The 18071-nt window shown below is 40.4% G+C and carries 17 protein-coding genes; all 17 read left to right on the forward strand.

Annotated elements, in window-relative coordinates; all coding sequences use genetic code 11:
* The first annotated feature begins 176 nt into the window (after positions 1–176).
* The 17 genes from ACMUMK_RS07505 (at position 177) to nhaC (ending at position 18046) form a co-directional block, all read left to right on the forward strand.
* Positions 177–1052 (forward strand): 23S rRNA (adenine(2030)-N(6))-methyltransferase RlmJ, encoded by an 876-nt coding sequence (locus ACMUMK_RS07505; protein WP_414700514.1) that lies wholly within the window; start codon positions 177–179, stop codon positions 1050–1052.
* A gap of 192 nt (positions 1053–1244) precedes the next feature.
* Positions 1245–2102 (forward strand): acyl-CoA thioesterase domain-containing protein, encoded by an 858-nt coding sequence (locus ACMUMK_RS07510; RefSeq protein ID WP_414700515.1) that lies wholly within the window; start codon positions 1245–1247, stop codon positions 2100–2102.
* Between the two features lies 1 nt (position 2103).
* Positions 2104–2625 carry a gamma carbonic anhydrase family protein gene (locus ACMUMK_RS07515; RefSeq protein WP_414700516.1) on the forward strand — a complete coding sequence of 174 codons (522 nt, stop codon included), beginning with the start codon at positions 2104–2106 and terminating at the stop codon, positions 2623–2625.
* A 173-nt stretch (positions 2626–2798) separates the two neighbouring features.
* Entirely contained in the window at positions 2799–3923 is a 1125-nt protein-coding gene (locus ACMUMK_RS07520) for a pyridoxal-phosphate-dependent aminotransferase family protein (protein WP_414700517.1), read from the forward strand.
* Positions 3924–4017: 94 nt separating this feature from the next.
* Positions 4018–4695 (forward strand): GntR family transcriptional regulator, encoded by a 678-nt coding sequence (locus ACMUMK_RS07525; protein WP_414700518.1) that lies wholly within the window; start codon positions 4018–4020, stop codon positions 4693–4695.
* Positions 4692–5573 (forward strand): methylisocitrate lyase, encoded by an 882-nt coding sequence (gene prpB / locus ACMUMK_RS07530; protein ID WP_414700519.1) that lies wholly within the window; start codon positions 4692–4694, stop codon positions 5571–5573. Before ACMUMK_RS07525 ends, prpB begins: the two co-directional genes overlap by 4 nt.
* Before the next feature lie 71 nt (positions 5574–5644).
* On the forward strand, positions 5645–6769 hold the full coding sequence (prpC, locus tag ACMUMK_RS07535; RefSeq protein WP_414701383.1) for a 2-methylcitrate synthase: 1125 nt from the start codon (positions 5645–5647) through the stop codon (positions 6767–6769).
* Positions 6770–6832: 63 nt separating this feature from the next.
* Entirely contained in the window at positions 6833–9436 is a 2604-nt protein-coding gene (gene acnD / locus ACMUMK_RS07540) for a Fe/S-dependent 2-methylisocitrate dehydratase AcnD (RefSeq protein WP_414700520.1), read from the forward strand.
* A 15-nt stretch (positions 9437–9451) separates the two neighbouring features.
* Positions 9452–10630, forward strand: a complete 1179-nt coding sequence (gene prpF / locus ACMUMK_RS07545) for a 2-methylaconitate cis-trans isomerase PrpF (protein WP_414700521.1) — start codon at positions 9452–9454, stop codon at positions 10628–10630.
* A 79-nt stretch (positions 10631–10709) separates the two neighbouring features.
* Positions 10710–10880, forward strand: a complete 171-nt coding sequence (locus tag ACMUMK_RS07550) for a cysteine-rich CWC family protein (RefSeq protein ID WP_414701384.1) — start codon at positions 10710–10712, stop codon at positions 10878–10880.
* A gap of 67 nt (positions 10881–10947) precedes the next feature.
* Positions 10948–11637, forward strand: a complete 690-nt coding sequence (locus ACMUMK_RS07555; RefSeq protein ID WP_414700522.1) for an SIMPL domain-containing protein — start codon at positions 10948–10950, stop codon at positions 11635–11637.
* A 35-nt stretch (positions 11638–11672) separates the two neighbouring features.
* Positions 11673–12155, forward strand: coding sequence for a GAF domain-containing protein (locus ACMUMK_RS07560; protein WP_414700523.1), 483 nt, complete (start codon positions 11673–11675; stop codon positions 12153–12155).
* A complete protein-coding gene (locus ACMUMK_RS07565; protein WP_414700524.1) occupies positions 12152–12442 on the forward strand; it encodes a hypothetical protein in 291 nt (96 codons plus the stop codon). The genes ACMUMK_RS07560 and ACMUMK_RS07565 overlap by 4 nt, the downstream gene beginning before the upstream one ends.
* 17 nt (positions 12443–12459) lie before the next feature.
* Positions 12460–13104, forward strand: a complete 645-nt coding sequence (gene proQ / locus ACMUMK_RS07570; RefSeq protein ID WP_414700525.1) for an RNA chaperone ProQ — start codon at positions 12460–12462, stop codon at positions 13102–13104.
* A 4-nt stretch (positions 13105–13108) separates the two neighbouring features.
* A complete protein-coding gene (prc, locus tag ACMUMK_RS07575) occupies positions 13109–15142 on the forward strand; it encodes a carboxy terminal-processing peptidase (protein WP_414700526.1) in 2034 nt (677 codons plus the stop codon).
* A gap of 67 nt (positions 15143–15209) precedes the next feature.
* On the forward strand, positions 15210–16550 hold the full coding sequence (locus tag ACMUMK_RS07580) for a sodium-dependent transporter (RefSeq protein WP_414700527.1): 1341 nt from the start codon (positions 15210–15212) through the stop codon (positions 16548–16550).
* A 35-nt stretch (positions 16551–16585) separates the two neighbouring features.
* Entirely contained in the window at positions 16586–18046 is a 1461-nt protein-coding gene (nhaC, locus tag ACMUMK_RS07585; RefSeq protein WP_414700528.1) for a Na+/H+ antiporter NhaC, read from the forward strand.
* Positions 18047–18071 lie beyond the last annotated feature (25 nt).

An 18071-nucleotide genomic window follows, 5' to 3' on the forward strand; every position in this document is an offset into this window, starting at 1 on the left:
GCAGCTAAGTTAGTCCTCAGACTAGAGGCTTTTTGTGTGAGGTAGATTTGTTACCCTAAAACTCCAGGTGTATTTATTTTTAAAATAATACAATGGTTACTTTTAATGTACTTAACAGTAATAAGACAAGGGAATTTGTTTTATTATAGGAATATTAAATCCAGTGGAGTTGCCTTTTGTTTAGTTACCGTCATAGTTTTCACGCAGGAAATCATGGAGATGTTTTAAAACACATCTGCCAAATGATGCTTATCAATAAGCTAAAAGAGAAGGATAAAGGCTTTGAGTACTTTGATACCCACAGTGGGGCAGGAGTGTATGATTTACAGTCGCAAGAAGCACTGAAAACCCTAGAGTTTAAGCAAGGTATTGAACGTTTAGCCATAGATAAAAATAGCCATGTTTTGGTTAATCAATATCATGAGCTTGTGACTGCTTATCAAAAGTTTAATCAATATCCAGGTTCACCAGAGATTGCTAAATCTTTGCTCAGAGAACAAGACAAGTTAACTTTGATGGAGTGGCACCCCCAAGAAGTTAAAAATCTAAAGCAAAATTTGAATGGTAAAAATATCTCAATTCATCACAGAGATGGTTTTGAAGGGCTAATTGCTTTGACGCCACCAGCTTTGAAAAGAGGCTTAGTGTTAATCGATCCTCCCTATGAGTTAGAGTCAGAGTATGAGCAAGTGTTACAGACAGTTTGTAAGGTTCATAAACGTTGGGCAACGGGAATTTTTGCTATTTGGTATCCGCTAATAAGTGAAAGAAAAACCGATGAAAACAGTTTTAGCACCACAAATAGTAAGTTGGGTAAAAGTCAGAGTCTAATTACCTCATTAAGCCAGCAGCCCTTTAAAAATCTACTTAATATTGAGTTATGCGTAACCTCGCCCAGTGACTTTGGTGGTATGTATGGCTCTGGAATGGTCATTATTAATGCGCCTTGGCAGTTAGATGTCAATATGGAAAAATCTTTGCAGCAAATAACCCCTTTATTAGCACAAGATAGTGGCGCGAGTTTTAAGGTTGAATGGTTAATTGAAGGCTAAAAATCAGTAAAAAGGTAAGCTGAATAGTTATATTAACTAACTATGAGTCTTTGATGACGTTTTATAAACCTTGCTAACTATCATTAATATTCTATGAGCATCAAAGTCAATAACCTGATAAATTTTAACTTGTAAGCCTAATAATAACGTCTTAGCCAGCGGCTATTGATTTGTAAAAAATATAGAGAACACATGTCAGATATAAAATTAGTTGATTTGTTTAACTTAGAAACCTTAGAGAAAGGCCTATTTAGAGGTCAAAGTTGGGACTTAGGATTTAGGGCTTTATTCGGCGGCCAAGTCTTGGCACAAGCATTAGCTGCTGCTCAGCTCACTTTGCCTGAGGGGAGAATAGCCCACTCATTTCATAGCTATTTCTTATTACCGGGCGATGCCACTAAGCCTGTGGTATTTGACGTTGAAAATGTTCGAGATGGCAGAAGTTTCTCCACTCGAAGAATCAAAGCAATCCAAAATGGCAAAAGTATATTTTACATGACCGCGTCTTTTCAAAGTCCAGAAGTAGGGCTACAGCATCAAGCTGCAGTTATGCCTGATGTGCCGCCTCCTGAGTCGATAACCCCAGACATCAGATTAATGGAGAAAATTGCAAAAGAGTTGGGCGCAAGTCCCACTAGCATTGCGTACCACAAAGTTATTGATATGCGTACGGTGCAAACCATAGATATCAATAGCCCAGAAGTGCTTGAGCCCAAGCGTTATATATGGATGAAGGCAGAAGACGTTCTCTCTGGTAATCTTAATTTGAATCAAGTGATGTTGGCCTATGCGTCTGATTACAACTTTTTAGCTACGAGTCTTCAACCCCATGGGATTTCGGTGCGTGATAAAAACTTGCGAATTGCCACCATAGACCATTCAATGTGGTTTCATCATCACTTTGATTTTGATGAATGGCTATTATACTGCGCTGAAAGTCCCTTTAGTGGTAGTGCTAGGGGCTTAGTTAGAGGTCAGTTCTTTAATCGCGAAGGAAAACTTGTGGCTTCCACTATGCAAGAAGGCCTGATGCGTAAGATTAGTCGATAATATGATGTATTCATTAGGAAAACACAAAGTAGATAAAGCTTCTGGGGTGTATTTAGCACCTGGCTGTCACGTTATAGGCCAAGTTAAACTAGAGAAAAATGTGAGTGTTTGGTTTAACGCTGTAATCAGAGGTGATAGCGACCTTATCACAGTGGGTGAGGACTCTAATATTCAAGACGGCGCCATCTTGCACACAGACAAAGGGGGTCCAATGAGTATTGGAAAAGGAGTAACCGTGGGGCATAAGGTCATGCTGCATGGTTGTTCTATCCAAGATTACAGCTTAATTGGTATCAATAGCGTGGTTTTAAATGGTGCTAAAATTGGTAAGCATTGCGTGATAGGCGCTAATAGTTTAGTCACTGAAAACATGGAGATACCTGATGGGTCCTTGGTTATGGGGAGCCCAGCAAAAGTCGTTAAAAGTATTCCCCAAGAACAACGAAAGCTTTTAGAAAAGTCAGCGCAACATTATGTTCACAATGGCAAATGGTTTTCAGAAGCATTAAAAATCCAAAGTTAAGCTCCATAAGTCAATAATGGGAGCTGGCATTAGCTGCGCTTCCCGTATCAATACAGCAATATCTTTATCATTTACGTGCATTATTTATCTTGTTTATGCTCACCATTAAGTGGTTGTTGAATTAAATAAACATTGGCACACTCTCTTTAATAAATTTTTATAGGTTATCTTTTATGTCTACAACATTTTCTTCTTTCATACCCCCCAAGCGTATCTTAATGGGGCCGGGTCCATCTGATGTTTATCCTCAAGTATTACAGGCTCTAGCTAGGCCAACTATTGGGCATTTAGACCCTCAATTTGTGGCTTTGATGGATGAAGTAAAATCATTATTACAATATGCATTTCAAACCAAAAATGAACTGACCATGCCCATATCTGCACCGGGCTCAGCTGGAATGGAAGCAGTGTTTGTGAATTTAGTTGAGCCAGGGGATAAGGTTATTGTTTGCCAAAATGGTGTGTTTGGCGGGCGTATGCAACAAAATGTAGAACGCTGCGGCGGTGTGGCTATTACTGTTGAAGATGAATGGGGAAAACAGACAAGTCTTAGTAAATTACAAGAAGCACTTGAAGCCAACCCCGATGCTAAAGCCGTTGCTTTTGTACATGCTGAAACATCTACTGGGGTTCTGAACGACGCTGAAGCGCTTTGTAAGCTAGCGAAAGAATATAACTGCCTAACTATAGTAGATGCTGTTACCTCATTAGGTGGCAGTGAACTTAAAGTCGATGAATGGCAAATCGATGCCATATACTCAGGTACACAAAAGTGCTTGTCATGTGTGCCAGGCTTATCTCCAGTGTCCTTTAGTCCACTGGCGATTGAAGCCATTAAAGCTAGAAAAACACCAGTGCAAAGTTGGTTTTTAGATATGGATCTTGTGATGGGTTATTGGGGTAAAGGCGCTAAGCGAGCCTACCACCATACGGCACCTGTAAATAGCCTATATGCGCTCCATGAATCTTTATTGATATTAAAAAATGAAGGTTTACAAGAATCTTGGAAGAGACACCAAACAAACCATTTAAGCCTTAAATCGGGCCTAGAAAAATTAGGGCTAGAGCTTGCAGTGGATGAGCAATATCGTTTACCGCAACTAAACTCTGTGCGGATACCCGAACACATAGATGATGCCGAAGTCAGAGCTAAGCTGTTAAACGACTATAATCTAGAGATTGGGGCTGGTTTAGGAGGTTTAGCAGGCAAGGTGTGGCGCATCGGATTAATGGGCTGTGCCTCGAATCAAAAGAATGTTGACTATTGTGTTAATGCACTAAACGACGTACTAAAATAATTCTCACCCTTAAAAAATTGTCGACAATTTATCTTGATATATAGAATATTTGTTTTAATATGTTCTACATCATTTAATTTGTCGACAATATGCTTTGCTTGATTCTAGTACTACTTCCACATCAAAATTAACCCGAGCAGATACTGTTTTTACAGATTTGCGTCAGCGTATCGTTGAAGGGGATATCTTCACTGGCACTAAACTTAGCGAGCCAGAATTAGCCAAATACTATGATATTAGTCGTAGCACCTTACGAGATGCCCTGTCTCGTTTAGAAGGTTGCGGCTTATTGGAACGAAAAGCCAATATTGGGTATCGAGTTGTCACATTGTCGACAGAGCAGCTTTTAGAAATATTTAGAGTGCGAGAGTCATTGGAAGGTACTGCATGCCGTTTGGCTGCAAAAAATATGACCAAAGAGCAAATCGCTGAACTAAGAAACCTACTTGTTATTCACAACCAAACTGAATCATTGCAACAGGGCGAGGCTTACATTCAAGAAGAAGGTGATCTCGACTTTCACTTTCGTATTGTCATGGGCAGTGGCAATAAATTGTTGATACGCCTGCTGTGTGAAGAACTTTACTACCTAGTGCGTATGTACCGCTTTCAGTTCGGTATGGCCAGCCCCAGAGCTAAAAAAGCCTTCAGAGAACACGAAAATATTATTCAGGCCATCGAAGATAAAGATGGCGAATTAGCTGAAATACTCATGCGTAGGCATATCTCAGCATCCCGTCTAAACGTTGAAAATCGGATGAACACACTATGAAGTCAGCAGGAAAGCGTTTTCGCGACGCCTTAAAAAACAATACTCCTTTACAAATTGTCGGCACCATCAATGCGTATACCGCCATGATGGCTAAGCAAATAGGGCATCAGGCCATTTATTTATCTGGTGGAGGGGTAGCCAATGCCTCTTATGGCTTGCCTGATTTAGGAATGACATCTTTAAATGATGTGCTGGTTGATGTTCAGCGTATCACTAGCGCCTGCGATTTACCCCTAATGGTGGACATAGATACAGGCTGGGGCGGTGCATTTAACATAGCTAAAACCATTAGAGATATGGAAAAAGCGGGAGCTGCTGCGGTACATATGGAAGATCAGGTTGCGCAAAAGCGCTGTGGTCATAGGCCAAACAAAGAAATTGTTTCTAGTGCTGAAATGGTAGACCGCATAAAAGCTGCCGTTGACGCCAGAACCGATCCTGATTTTTTTATTATGGCTAGAACCGACTCATTTGCCCAAGAAGGCATTGATGCCGCCATCAGCCGAGCCAAAGATTATGTGGCAGCTGGTGCCGATGGAATTTTTGCAGAAGCAGTAAAAACTGAGGCGCATTACCGTGCCTTTGCTGAAGCATTAGATGTTCCAATATTGGCAAATATTACCGAATTTGGGCAAACCGAACTTTGGAATGCTAGTGAGCTTAAAGAGTGGGGGGCAGATATGGTGTTGTATCCCCTTAGTGCCTTTAGAGCAATGAACAAAGCCGCTGAAAATGTTTACCAGTCTATCCTTGTTAACGGTGACCAAAAAGCGGTTGTCGAAACAATGCAGACTCGTATGGAGTTATACGATTACCTTGGATATCACGAGTATGAGCAAAAGTTAGATAGCTTGTTCTCAGAAGGAAAAAACAAGTAATCGCTATGGAGCTTTTTTAAGTACGGCGTATTTTTTTGCGCGCTGACATTGTTAACAAACAGGACAAAATTATGGTGGATAAAAAACTAAGTGGTGCCGGTTTACGTGGCCAAAGTGCCGGTGAAACTAAATTATGTACAGTTGGAAAGTCAGGTTCAGGTTTAACATATTGTGGGTACGATATTTCAGATCTTGCTGATAACGCTACATTTGAGGAAGTGGCTTACCTACTGTTTAATGGTGAGCTTCCAAATCAGCAACAATTAGATAGCTATAAACAAACACTAGCCCAACAAAGGGACTTACCTGAAGCACTTAAATCGGTACTAAAACTTATTCCTGCTGACGCACACCCTATGGATGTAATGCGCACTGGCTGTTCATTTTTAGGAAATCTCGAGCCAGAAGGCGATTTTTCTAATCAAGGCCAAGCTGCTAATCGTTTACTGGCGGCATTTCCTGCCATTATGTGTTTTTGGTACCGTTACAGCCATCAAGGTATTGAAATAGATTGCAGCAGTGAAGAGCCTTCTCTTGCTGGCCACTTTCTAAAGTTATTAACCGGTAAAACACCATCCGCTCAGCATCAAAGAGTGATGGACGTGTCCCTTATTCTATATGCTGAACATGAATTTAATGCTTCTACTTTCACCGCTAGAGTATGTGCATCCACATTATCTGACTTGCACTCCTGTATCACGGGCGCAATAGGCTCTCTTAGAGGTCCATTACATGGGGGAGCAAATGAAGCGGCAATGGAGATGATTGAGAAATTTACTTCTCCTGACGATGCCAAAGAACAAATGGCAGGAATGTTAGCCCGTAAAGAAAAAATCATGGGCTTTGGCCATGCTATTTATCGAGAGTCCGATCCCCGTAATGTCATCATAAAAAGGTGGTCTGAAAAGCTGGCAGATGAATATGGTGATTCATCCTTATACGATATATCTGTGGCTTGTGAAGAGTTTATGTGGGACACCAAAAAACTGTTTTGTAACGCTGATTTTTTTCATGCATCTGCTTATTTTTACATGGGCATCCCGACAAAACTATTTACCCCAATATTTGTATGTTCGCGTTTGACAGGCTGGGCAGCCCATGTCATGGAACAACGTTCAAACAATCGTATTATTAGGCCTAGTGCAGATTACATAGGTGCGAAGCCTAGAGTGGTTACTGCTATATCAGAGCGCTAATCCAAAGAGTTAGGCCGAATGTTATTCGGCCTATTTTCAGTTTCCTATCTTTTGAGTCTTTTTATGAACTATGAATTTCGTAAGTCGCTTCCAAACTTTAAATACAATGGCATGTCTATCGACTACTTTGATACCAAAGAAGCCGTAGATACTATTCGAGCAGGGGCCTATAAAAAGTTACCCTATACCTCCCGTATTTTAGCGGAGCAGTTAGTTAGAAAATGTTCACCTGAGACGTTGCAAGAGTCCTTATTACAACTCATAGATTCTAAGCAGGATTTAGACTTTCCTTGGTATCCAGCCCGTGTTGTATGTCACGATATTTTAGGTCAGACCGCATTAGTTGATTTAGCTGGGCTTCGTGATGCCATAGCCGACCAAGGTGGCGACCCTTCAAAAGTGAATCCGGTTGTACCTACCCAGTTAATTGTTGATCATTCCTTAGCGGTAGAACACGGTGGGTTTGAAGTTGACGCATTTCAAAAGAACAGAGCCATTGAAGATAGACGTAATGAAGACCGTTTTCACTTTATAGAGTGGACTAAAACAGCCTTTAAAAACGTTGATGTTATACCTGCAGGTAATGGCATCATGCATCAAATTAATTTGGAGAAGATGTCGCCGGTGATCCAATTACGGGATGGGGTTGCATTTCCTGATACCTGTGTGGGAACAGATAGCCATACTCCCCATGTAGATGCATTAGGCGTCATCGCAATTGGTGTGGGAGGGTTAGAGGCAGAAACCGTCATGTTGGGGCGACCATCTATGATGCGATTGCCGGACATTATAGGTGTAAAACTAACTGGCACTAGGCAAGCGGGGATAACCGCCACTGATATTGTATTAGCGCTGACAGAGTTTTTACGAGACGCCAAGGTGGTTTCTTCATACTTGGAGTTTTTTGGAGAAGGTGCCGCTCAGTTAACCATAGGTGACCGCGCCACTATTTCTAATATGACTCCTGAATACGGTGCATCAGCTGGGTTATTTTATATTGATCAGCAAACTATAGATTATTTAAAAATGACAGGGCGAGAGCCAGAACAAGTTGAATTAGTGCAAGCCTATGCAAAACATACCGGGCTTTGGGCGGATGATTTAGCAGAAGTAACCTATGAGAGAGTCCTAGAGTTTGACCTATCAAAGGTTGGCCGCAACATGGCAGGCCCTTCGAACCCACATAGGCGAGTGGCCACATCAGAATTAGCAAATAAAGGCATAGCTAAGAAAGTTGAGCATCTAGAAGGAAAAATGCCTGACGGGGCTGTAATTATTGCTGCCATTACAAGCTGTACCAACACCAGTAATCCCAGAAATGTCGTCGCTGCTGGGTTAATTGCCAAAAAAGCTAATCAACTAGGATTACTGCGAAAACCTTGGGTTAAATCGTCTTTTGCACCAGGCTCTAAAGTAGCTAAGTATTATTTACAAGAATCAGGCTTGTTATCTGAAATGGAAAAGCTTGGCTTTGGCATAGTCGCTTATGCCTGCACCACTTGTAATGGTATGAGCGGTGCATTAGATCCAAAAATTCAAAAAGAAGTGATAGACAGAGATTTATACAGTACTGCTGTTTTGTCCGGTAACCGAAATTTTGATGGTCGTATTCATCCCTATGCAAAGCAAGCGTTTCTAGCGTCGCCTCCTTTGGTTGTAGCTTATGCTATTGCCGGAACCATTCGTTTTGATATTGAAAAAGACCCGTTAGGGTACGATGAAAGTGGCGCAGCCATTAGGTTGAAAGATATTTGGCCAGACGATCAAGAAATTGACGAGATAGTGAGTCGATTTGTTAAACCTGAACAGTTTAAAAAAGTGTATACCCCCATGTTCGATTTAGGGGCATTTGAGCCTGCTGACAGCCCTCTTTACAATTGGCGGGCGCAAAGTACTTATATTCGTCGACCACCATACTGGGAGGGCGCACTAGCAGGTAAACGTACCATGCAAGGTATGCGACCTTTGGCAATACTAGGAGATAACATTACCACTGACCATTTATCGCCTTCAAACGCAATTATGTTGAACAGTGCGGCAGGAGAGTATCTCCATAAAATGGGGTTACCTGAGGAAGACTTCAATTCTTATGCTACTCACAGGGGCGACCACCTTACCGCGCAGCGCGCAACTTTTGCTAATCCTAAATTGTTAAATGAAATGGTGGTAGAAAATAATCAAGTTAAACAGGGATCATTCGCAAGATTAGAGCCAGAGGGCAAGGTGATGCGAATGTGGGAAACTATAGAAACCTACATGGAGCGTAAACAAGCTCTAATTATTATTGCTGGCGCAGATTACGGTCAAGGCTCGTCAAGGGATTGGGCTGCTAAGGGAGTACGTTTGGCTGGGGTTGAAGTCATACTTGCAGAAGGGTTTGAGCGAATTCACCGAACCAACTTAGTGGGAATGGGAGTGTTGCCTTTAGAATTTCTAAATGGACAAAATCGTATAACCCTAGGTTTAACTGGAAAAGAAACTTTTGATGTTATCGGTAAACACAGTGCTACTGGTCAATTAAGCGTTAAAATTAACCATGAAAACGGCTCACAGCAAACTATCGAGGTAAAGTGCCGCTTAGATACAGCCGAAGAGGTGCGAGTGTATGAAGCAGGTGGGGTGTTACAGCGTTTTGCTCAAGATTTTCTTGAAGCTAGTAGCGAGTAATTGGGAGAAAAATCAATGAGTATTAATAAGCAAATCGGTATACCTGCTACTTATATGCGTGGTGGTACTAGTAAAGGTGTTTTTTTTAATTTAGAAGATTTACCGCTGAAAGCCCAAAAACCTGGAAAAGCCAGAGATAATCTGCTGTTAAGAGTAATAGGTAGCCCAGATCCCTATGGTAAACATACCGATGGTTTGGGGGGCGCTACCTCTAGTACCAGTAAAATAGTGATTCTTTCAAAAAGTGATGAGCCAGGCCATGATGTAAACTATCTATTTGGGCAGGTAGCCATAGACAAACCTTTTATTGATTGGAGTGGCAACTGTGGCAATTTAACCGCAGCTGTTGGGGCGTTTGCCATTGAAAATGGGATAATTGATGGCAATCTAATACCTGAAAATGGCTATGCTGTAGTTCGTATTTGGCAAGCGAATATCAGTAAAACAATCATTGCCCATATTCCCATTGTAAATGGTAATGTTCAAGAAACTGGTGACTTTGAGCTTGATGGGGTGACTTTTCCTGCAGCTGAAGTCAAAGTCGACTTTGTGGCCCCAATTGATGCCAACGAAGCTACTTTTCCAACAGGTAATTTAATAGATGATTTAACGGTTCCTCAAATAGGTACCTTTAAGGTCACTATGATCAACGCAGGTATTCCAACCATATTTTTGGACGCTGCGGACCTAGGGTACTCAGGGACTGAATTACAAGAGGAAATCAATAGTGATGATTTAGCGCTGCGAAAATTTGAAACAATTCGAGCCTATGGTGCTGTAAAAATGGGCTTAATCAATCATATTGATGAAGCCAAATCAAGACAACATACTCCAAAGATTGCATTTGTATCGCCGCCAAAAGAGTACATTAGCTCAAGTGGCAAAAAGATTTTAGCAAAAGACATAGACCTGTCTGTAAGAGCCCTTTCAATGGGCAAGCTGCATCATGCCATGATGGGCACAGCTGCTGTAGCAATTGGAAGTGCAGCTGCTATCCCAGGGACCATAGTCAACCTAGCTGCAGGCGCAGCAAATAAAAACACCATAGTGTTTGGGCATCCCTCTGGCACCTTGAAAGTTGGGGCTGAAGTGCAATGTAGCAACCAAGTTTGGAGCATCGATAAAGTATCTATGAGTCGCAGCGCCAGAAAATTAATGAAAGGGGAGGTTTATATTCCAGAAGATTCTTTTTAAACTGTCTAGGTGCCTACTCAACATTAAGACAATTCCTATTAGCTCTCAATTATTACAATCAAATTCACAGGTATGTCCAATCTGCCGTACTGCTAATCAATGTACGGCAACCAAAGGCACATGCTGGTGTTTTAATGAGCCTATCCCTAAAGCATTAATTGCACTTCTAAAAGACAGTCGTGATGCGGTCTGTATTTGCAAAAATTGTGTGCTTAAGTACAAGCGAGCCCCAGAAAAATTTAAAATATAAGTATGATTAAGTTAGGGTTCATGATTAGCCGTTACCATTGGCTACTTTAATTTACAAAGGAATCGTTATGCGTATCACAGTTTTAGTAGTGTTATTGGCTTGTATTGGCCAAATAAGTGCAAAGCAGGTTAATGGACCTGTTGATCTTACCCGTCAGATAGAAGTAACAGGCATTGGCAAAGTATATAGTGTGCCTGATAGATTTAGTTTTACTTTATCATTAGAAGAAAAAGGTGCATCGGCAGCTAAGCTTAACCAAGCTATGGGTTACAAAACTAAAAATATCATAGATGCATTTTTAGACCTAGGGGTGAAGAAAAATTCCATTCAGGCATTGCAAGTTAGGTTTAATCCGTGGATTGAGTACAACAATAAACAAAGGGAGCAAAAGGGCTTTATCCTCACTCGGACTATTAGCGTTACCTTAGATAATTTGCAGCTTTATGAAAAAGCTATAGACAGTGCACTTAGTCTTGATCTCACAAATATCTCTAACTTTAACTACAGCAGTAGCCAATCTGAGCAGTATTATCAAGCGTCGCTGCGCCAAGCATTACTTAATGCCAAAGCAAGAGCCAAAGACATGGCGAATACTTTAGACTTGAAATTAGGCAAAGTAATATCCATATCTGAGCAATCCGCTGGCCAGGCTGTACCTGTTCGTATGCGTATCCAAGATGCAGAAATGAGCAAGAGTTATGAGCCTGGAGAGATGACAACTGAAACCCAAGTACGTGTGGTGTTTTCTCTTCAATAGCAAGTTACCAATAAACTATCCTAGGTTATTTTTTAATGAATCCAGAAAAACAACAGCAGTATGCTGAGTTAGTGCAGCAAGCGGAGGCATTAATTGCCTCTGAGACCGATATAACGGCCAATATGGCAAATTTGAGCTCACTCATTTATTGGGCGTTAAAAGATGTAAATTGGGCAGGCTTTTACTTGTGTAAAGACGAACAATTAGTTTTGGGGCCCTTTCATGGTAAACCTGCTTGCATTCGAATCCCAATGGGAAGAGGAGTATGTGGTACTGCTGCCCAGGAGAATCAAATACAAGTTATTAAAGATGTTCATGAGTTTGCTGGCCATATTTCTTGTGATGCAGCTTCAAACTCTGAAATAGTGTTGCCCATAATTAAAGACGGTAAGGTTTTTGCTGTTTTAGATTTAGATAGTCCATCGATAGCAAGGTTTGATGAGCAAGATAAAGATGGCTTAGCACAATTAGTAAAATTGTTTGAAAAGTCATTGATTGTAGATGAGGCATCTAAATGAAAAACTTAGTTGATATTCATGTTGCCTTAGCAACGGTTGATGATATGGATTTTTGGGAAGACAGAGCAGAGCTTGCTACTGATAGGTTAAATACCATACTGCATATGGTTTACGATCAGGCCCATGAAGACATAAAAACTGAGTCTTTAGAGAACATGATCCAATATATTTGGGAAAATTGGCGAGAAGATAGCCATTTACTCGATATTGATGACGATGATTTGTACGACTGGGTTGACCAACTTCTAGCAACTTGGGATGATGAGCACCAAGAACCTCGTAATTAAACAAACTAGAAGACTTAATGGACAATCCACAAAAATTTTCGAATAGCAAAGAAGTAATAAACTTCTTAGTTGAGCAATTTCCTGCCTGTTTTAGCAACAAAGGTGACGCCAAACCATTAAAAATTGGAATCTTTCAAGATTTGGCAGAGCGTTTGGCTGAAGAAGAGCGCGTAAGTAAAACACTATTGCGCTCATCTTTACGTCATTACACCAATAGCTGGCGTTATTTGCATAGCATTAAAAAGGGTGCACAACGAGTTGATATTGATGGTAATGCAGTTGCCACAATTGATGATGAACATGTAGAACATGCACAAAAACAACTTGAGGAAAGTAAAGCTAAAGTTGCTGAAAAGCGTAAAGAGCAAAAAGCAGCTGGACTAGAAGCCAAGAAAAACTTCAAAAAGAAAGATGTACCTAAGTTCAAACCTACATCCAAGACTAAAAAGCCAACCCAACCCAAAGAAAAATTACCACCCGCAGAGCGCCTTAATGACAGTCAAATTGTTGCAGGCACTGCTGTAACGGTGAAAGTTGGGAAAACCCCTATGCCAGCAACTATCACAGATGTCGCTAAAGATGGTATTCAAGTGCAACTTGATTCAGGAATGGTGGTCAAAGTGCAATTAGAAAATTTAAGGTTGGCTCGCACCAAGAGGTAATTAAATGATTAAATCAATTCGTGTATCGGTATTATCCGCATTAGTAGTCGCTAGCACAGGAGCATTTGCGCTAGAAAGCAGTTTAGGTGTAAAGGACTTACCAAAACTTAGCCAAGAGTCGCAGCATGTAGCTGCAGCAAAAAGAGTGTCTTCCCAATTTTTGCGGGCCCATTACAAGCAAATTGATTTAGATGATGAATTATCTGTAAAAATATTTGATCGCTTTATTCGTTCTTTAGACTTTAATCGAAACGTTTTTACTGCGGCTGATATTGCAAAATTTTCTGAAAATAGTAAGAAATTTGATGATGCTATCGATAAAGGTAATTTAAGTATCGCTTACGATATTTACCAGTTGAATATGCAGCGCCGTACCGAACGTTACCAGTTTGCTTTAAGTCTATTGGACAAGGAGTTCGATTTTGAACAAGCAGGCGACAAATTCGTTTATGATAGAGAAGACGCGCCTTGGGCAAAGGACGAAGCAGAGCTAGACGAGCTTTGGCGTCAAAGAGTTAAATATGACGCCCTCAACCTTAAGCTTGCCGGTAAAGAATGGCCAAAAATACAAGAGTTACTGAGCAAAAGGTATGAGCGTGCCATCAAGCGCTTGACGCAAACCTCAAGTGAAGATGTATTTCAAACTGTGATGCATTCGTTTGCTAGAAGTATTGAAGCACATACTAGTTATTTGTCACCCCGTAATGCAGAACGTTTCCAAATGGAGATGAATTTATCTTTTGAAGGGATAGGCGCTGTATTGTTGAGTGAAGATGACTACACAGTGATCCGCAGTGTTGTACCTGGTGGACCTGCTGATTTATCTCAAAAGATTAAACCTGAAGATAAAATTGTAGGTGTAGCGCAAGATGACGATGAATTTGTAGATGTTATTGGCTGGCGCTTAGATGAAGTTGTAGAGCTTATCAAAGGCCCTAAAGGTAGCACTGTAAAACTTCAAATTATGAAAGGATCTTCTGAGTCAAGTGTACCTGATGTGGTAACTCTTGTACGTGACAAAATCAAATTAGAAGATAGGGAAGCTAAGTCTGAGGTGTACACGCCTAAAACTGGTCCCCATAAAGATCAAAAGTTAGGGGTGATTACCATTCCTTCTTTTTACAATAAATTACATCAAGATGTAAAAAGAGAAATCGCTTCTTTGACTGAGCAAGGAGTTCAAGGTGTTATTGTCGATTTACGTGGTAATGGTGGAGGCTCTTTAACTGAAGCTACATTGCTATCTGGGTTATTTATTGACAAAGGTCCAGTGGTACAAATAAGAGATGGAGCAGGGCGCATCAGGTTAGAGCAAGATCTTGATGGAAAAGTTTTTTATGATGGCCCTTTGACTGTCTTAGTCGATAGATATAGTGCATCTGCTTCAGAAATCTTTGCTGCTGCCATGCAAGACTATAACCGAGCCTTGATCTTAGGTGAGCAAACTTTTGGTAAAGGTACGGTACAACAGCACCGTCCACTAGGTCGTATTTACGATTTGTATGAAAACCCACTAGGTAGTGTGCAGTTTACCATAGCTAAGTTTTATCGAATCGATGGTGGTAGTACCCAGCATAAAGGTGTGATCCCGGATATATTATTCCCATCTGTTATCGACCACGCTGATTGGGGTGAAAGCCAAGAAGAAAACGCATTGCCGTGGGACAGTATTCCTCGAGCCAACTACACCACCTTTAGTGAAAATAAAGATGTGGTGGCAAATATTCAAGCCTTGCATGATAGCCGTGTTAAGAGTGAATTTAACTATATCTATGAAGATATGGTGAGGTACAAATCTAAAAAAGAAGACAAAACCATTTCTCTGGTTGAATCTGAACGTTTAAAAGAAAAAGCAGAGAACGAACAAAGAGCCTTAGTAAGAACAAATGAACGTTTAGCCCGTTTAGGTTTAGAGAAAGTTGAAAACCTAGATGACTTACCTGAAGAACTTGAAGAAATAGATGGCTTTTTAGAAGAAGCGGCGAACATTACATATGATGTTTTAGCTGCAGGGATCTACGCAATAAATAGTAAATAAAAAGTATGGCTCCTTCATGGGGCCATACTTTTGTCTCATAAAAATATAATAATAAAAAGGTTAATGCATGAGTGCACGTGGAGAGTTTTCGTCTCGATTAGGGTTCGTGTTAGCTGCTGCTGGTTCTGCAGTTGGTCTAGGGAATATTTGGGGTTTCCCGACCCAAGTTGCAAGTAACGGCGGTGCCGCGTTTGTTTTGGTTTATATTGTTTTAGCTTTTTTATTAGCCTATCCGGTGCTAATGGCTGAACTAATAATTGGGCGAGCCACCCGTTCTAATATGGTAGATGCACTAGCCAAAATATCAAATGGTAATCTTCTAGGTAAATCCGCAGGGGTTTGGGGCTTTGTTACTGTTTCCCTTATTTTGTCTTTCTATGCACTTGTGGCAGGTTGGATGCTGTCCTATTTTGTGCAAACTATTAGTGATATGGCAGGTCAAGAATCACTATCTACTTGGTTGGTAACTACGTCCTACACCAGAGATATTCTATTTTGTGGACTATTTTTATGTCTGACAGCCAGCATAGTAACGGGAGGAGTCAGTAAGGGAATAGAGAAATGGTCTGTTCGTCTGATGCCTGCATTATTTATTATCATTGCTTTATTAATTGTTTATGTGTCTACCCTTAAGGGCGCCAGCGAAGGGTGGAAAGCTTATCTGCAGCCAGATTTTAGTTTAATTATGGATCCTAAATTATTGGTTAACGCTATGGGACAGGCATTTTTCTCTATGTCTTTAGGTGTGGGAACTATGCTCGTTTACGGCTCATATGTAAGCAAAAAAGAAAACCTACCCAATTTAGGTGCCTCTGTTGCCTTAGTTGATATTGGCGTCGCAATACTAGCTGGTATGTTAATTATCCCCGCAATGTATGTTGCGCTTGATAAAGGAATTAAAATATTCACCGAGTCTGGTGCGTTAATCGATGGACCTAATCTTATCTTTGCTGTTTTACCCTCTTTATTTGACTCTATGGGCACCATGGGTGTGGTAGTAGCATTTGTGTTTTTTGCATTGATGCTAATTGCAGCACTAACGTCTTCTATTTCTATGTTAGAGGTACCTGTAGCTTATGTGGTTGAAAGTAAAAAGGTTGACCGTAAAAAAGCGGTGTGGCTTTTAACAATAACCATCTTTATTCTGAGTTCTATTATTGCCTTTAATATGGCTGCTTTATTTGGTTTGGTAATTGATATTACAACTAAGTATAGCCAACCATTATTGGGGTTAGTGTTGTGTATTTTTGCCGGCTGGGTTTGGAAGCGGGACCAAATATTAACTGAAATTAAACAAGGAAATGAACAAGCAGAGCAGAGCATATTTTGGAAGGTTTGGCCTTGGTATGTGCGTTTTGTCTGCCCTGTGGTTATTGTTGTTATGTACTATCTATCTATTGTTGATTAGATAATTTTGTAAACTTACGTTGGACCCTGAATGACATGTTAGAAGAAAAACAAAAAAAAGAAGCTACCTTATCTGACGCCTTAATTCCTATTTTTATTTTAATTACTTTATTGGGTGGCTCTGTATATCTGTTTGAAGATAACTCTTCATATGGCCCAAATCAGATAGCCCTACTTATTGCTATGGGTATTGCTGCAATCATTGGGATAAAAAATGGTTATAGCTGGGACGATATAGAACAAGGTATTATCAAGGGAATATCAAGATCTCTCGGGGCTATTTTAATATTGCTTGCGGTAGGCTCTTTAATTGGTACTTGGATGTTATCTGGCACAGTTCCAACGCTTATTTATTACGGTTTAGACCTATTAAACCCGTCGATGTTTTATGCTGCTAGTTGCTTAATATGCGGCATAGTGGCTATGAGTATTGGTAGCTCTTGGACTACTGCGGCCACAGTTGGTGTAGCCTTAATGGGTGTATCAATTGGTATGGGAATGTCAGAAGCCATCACAGCTGGTGCGGTGATATCAGGTGCATATTTTGGTGATAAAATATCTCCTTTATCTGAAACTACTAATTTGGCTCCCGCCATAGCCGGAACCAATCTTTTTGACCATATTCAATACATGATGTGGACGACTATACCTAGCATCATTATTACGCTCATTATTTTTATTATTATTGGATTTGGCGCTGATCAGCAGGATTCCAGTAGTAAAATTTTAGAAATGCAATCTATTTTAAAACAAGAATTTAACCTCGGATTACATATGTTGGTGCCTCTTGTGGTGCTTTTGGGTATGGCAGTGAAGAAAGTTCCTGCATTTCCTGCTGTCGCAATTGGCGCTTTATTAGGCGGAGTATGGGCGGTGATATTCCAACCTGATGTCATCACAAGTTTAGCTAGTTCACAATCAAGCTCACTAAGGGCGTCTATTAAGGTTGTATGGACGGCACTGTTTGACGGCGTTGCTTTTAATACATCAAGTGAGACTTTAAATTCATTACTTAGTCGTGGTGGCATGTCTAGCATGCTAAATACCATTTGGTTAATTATGTGTGCTATGACTTTTGGTGCGGTTTTAGAAAGAGTTGGGCTATTAAAACGTGCGGTAACAGCTTTCTTGAAAGGGGCAAAAGGGGCCGGTGATATGGTAACTCGAACTATACTTACCTGTATCGGTACTAACCTGATTACGGCTGACCAATACATGGCAATCGTAATGCCTGGCAGAATGTACAAAGACGAATTTGAAAAACGTGGTTTGGATCAATTAAACCTATCTAGAAGTTTAGAAGATGGCGGAACCTTGACATCACCTTTAATACCTTGGAATACCTGTGGTGTTTATATGCATGGTGTTCTAGCTGTTAACCCTTTAGATTATATGTTTTACGCATTTTTTAATTTAATTAATCCAGTTTTGTCTATTATTTATGCTTATTTAGGTATTAAAATTTTACGAATTCCAGTACCTGAAGCAAAGTCGTAATACATTTAAACTATGTATAGTTTTA

It is taken from the genome of Paraglaciecola sp. 2405UD69-4, assembly GCF_047525415.1.
Classification (GTDB): domain Bacteria; phylum Pseudomonadota; class Gammaproteobacteria; order Enterobacterales; family Alteromonadaceae; genus Paraglaciecola.

Bases quoted from the DNA above. Each gene is read 5' to 3' on its own strand.
- prpB (WP_414700519.1), top strand. From the start codon at position 4,692: ATGAAGTCAGCAGGAAAGCGTTTTCGCGACGCCTTAAAAAACAATACT.
- nhaC (WP_414700528.1), top strand. From the start codon at position 16,586: ATGTTAGAAGAAAAACAAAAAAAAGAAGCTACCTTATCTGACGCCTTA.
- ACMUMK_RS07565 (WP_414700524.1), top strand. From the start codon at position 12,152: ATGAAAAACTTAGTTGATATTCATGTTGCCTTAGCAACGGTTGATGAT.
- prc (WP_414700526.1), top strand. From the start codon at position 13,109: ATGATTAAATCAATTCGTGTATCGGTATTATCCGCATTAGTAGTCGCT.
- ACMUMK_RS07560 (WP_414700523.1), top strand. From the start codon at position 11,673: ATGAATCCAGAAAAACAACAGCAGTATGCTGAGTTAGTGCAGCAAGCG.
- ACMUMK_RS07580 (WP_414700527.1), top strand. From the start codon at position 15,210: ATGAGTGCACGTGGAGAGTTTTCGTCTCGATTAGGGTTCGTGTTAGCT.
- ACMUMK_RS07555 (WP_414700522.1), top strand. From the start codon at position 10,948: ATGCGTATCACAGTTTTAGTAGTGTTATTGGCTTGTATTGGCCAAATA.
- ACMUMK_RS07510 (WP_414700515.1), top strand. From the start codon at position 1,245: ATGTCAGATATAAAATTAGTTGATTTGTTTAACTTAGAAACCTTAGAG.
- acnD (WP_414700520.1), top strand. From the start codon at position 6,833: ATGAACTATGAATTTCGTAAGTCGCTTCCAAACTTTAAATACAATGGC.
- proQ (WP_414700525.1), top strand. From the start codon at position 12,460: ATGGACAATCCACAAAAATTTTCGAATAGCAAAGAAGTAATAAACTTC.
- prpC (WP_414701383.1), top strand. From the start codon at position 5,645: ATGGTGGATAAAAAACTAAGTGGTGCCGGTTTACGTGGCCAAAGTGCC.
- prpF (WP_414700521.1), top strand. From the start codon at position 9,452: ATGAGTATTAATAAGCAAATCGGTATACCTGCTACTTATATGCGTGGT.
- ACMUMK_RS07520 (WP_414700517.1), top strand. From the start codon at position 2,799: ATGTCTACAACATTTTCTTCTTTCATACCCCCCAAGCGTATCTTAATG.
- ACMUMK_RS07515 (WP_414700516.1), top strand. From the start codon at position 2,104: ATGATGTATTCATTAGGAAAACACAAAGTAGATAAAGCTTCTGGGGTG.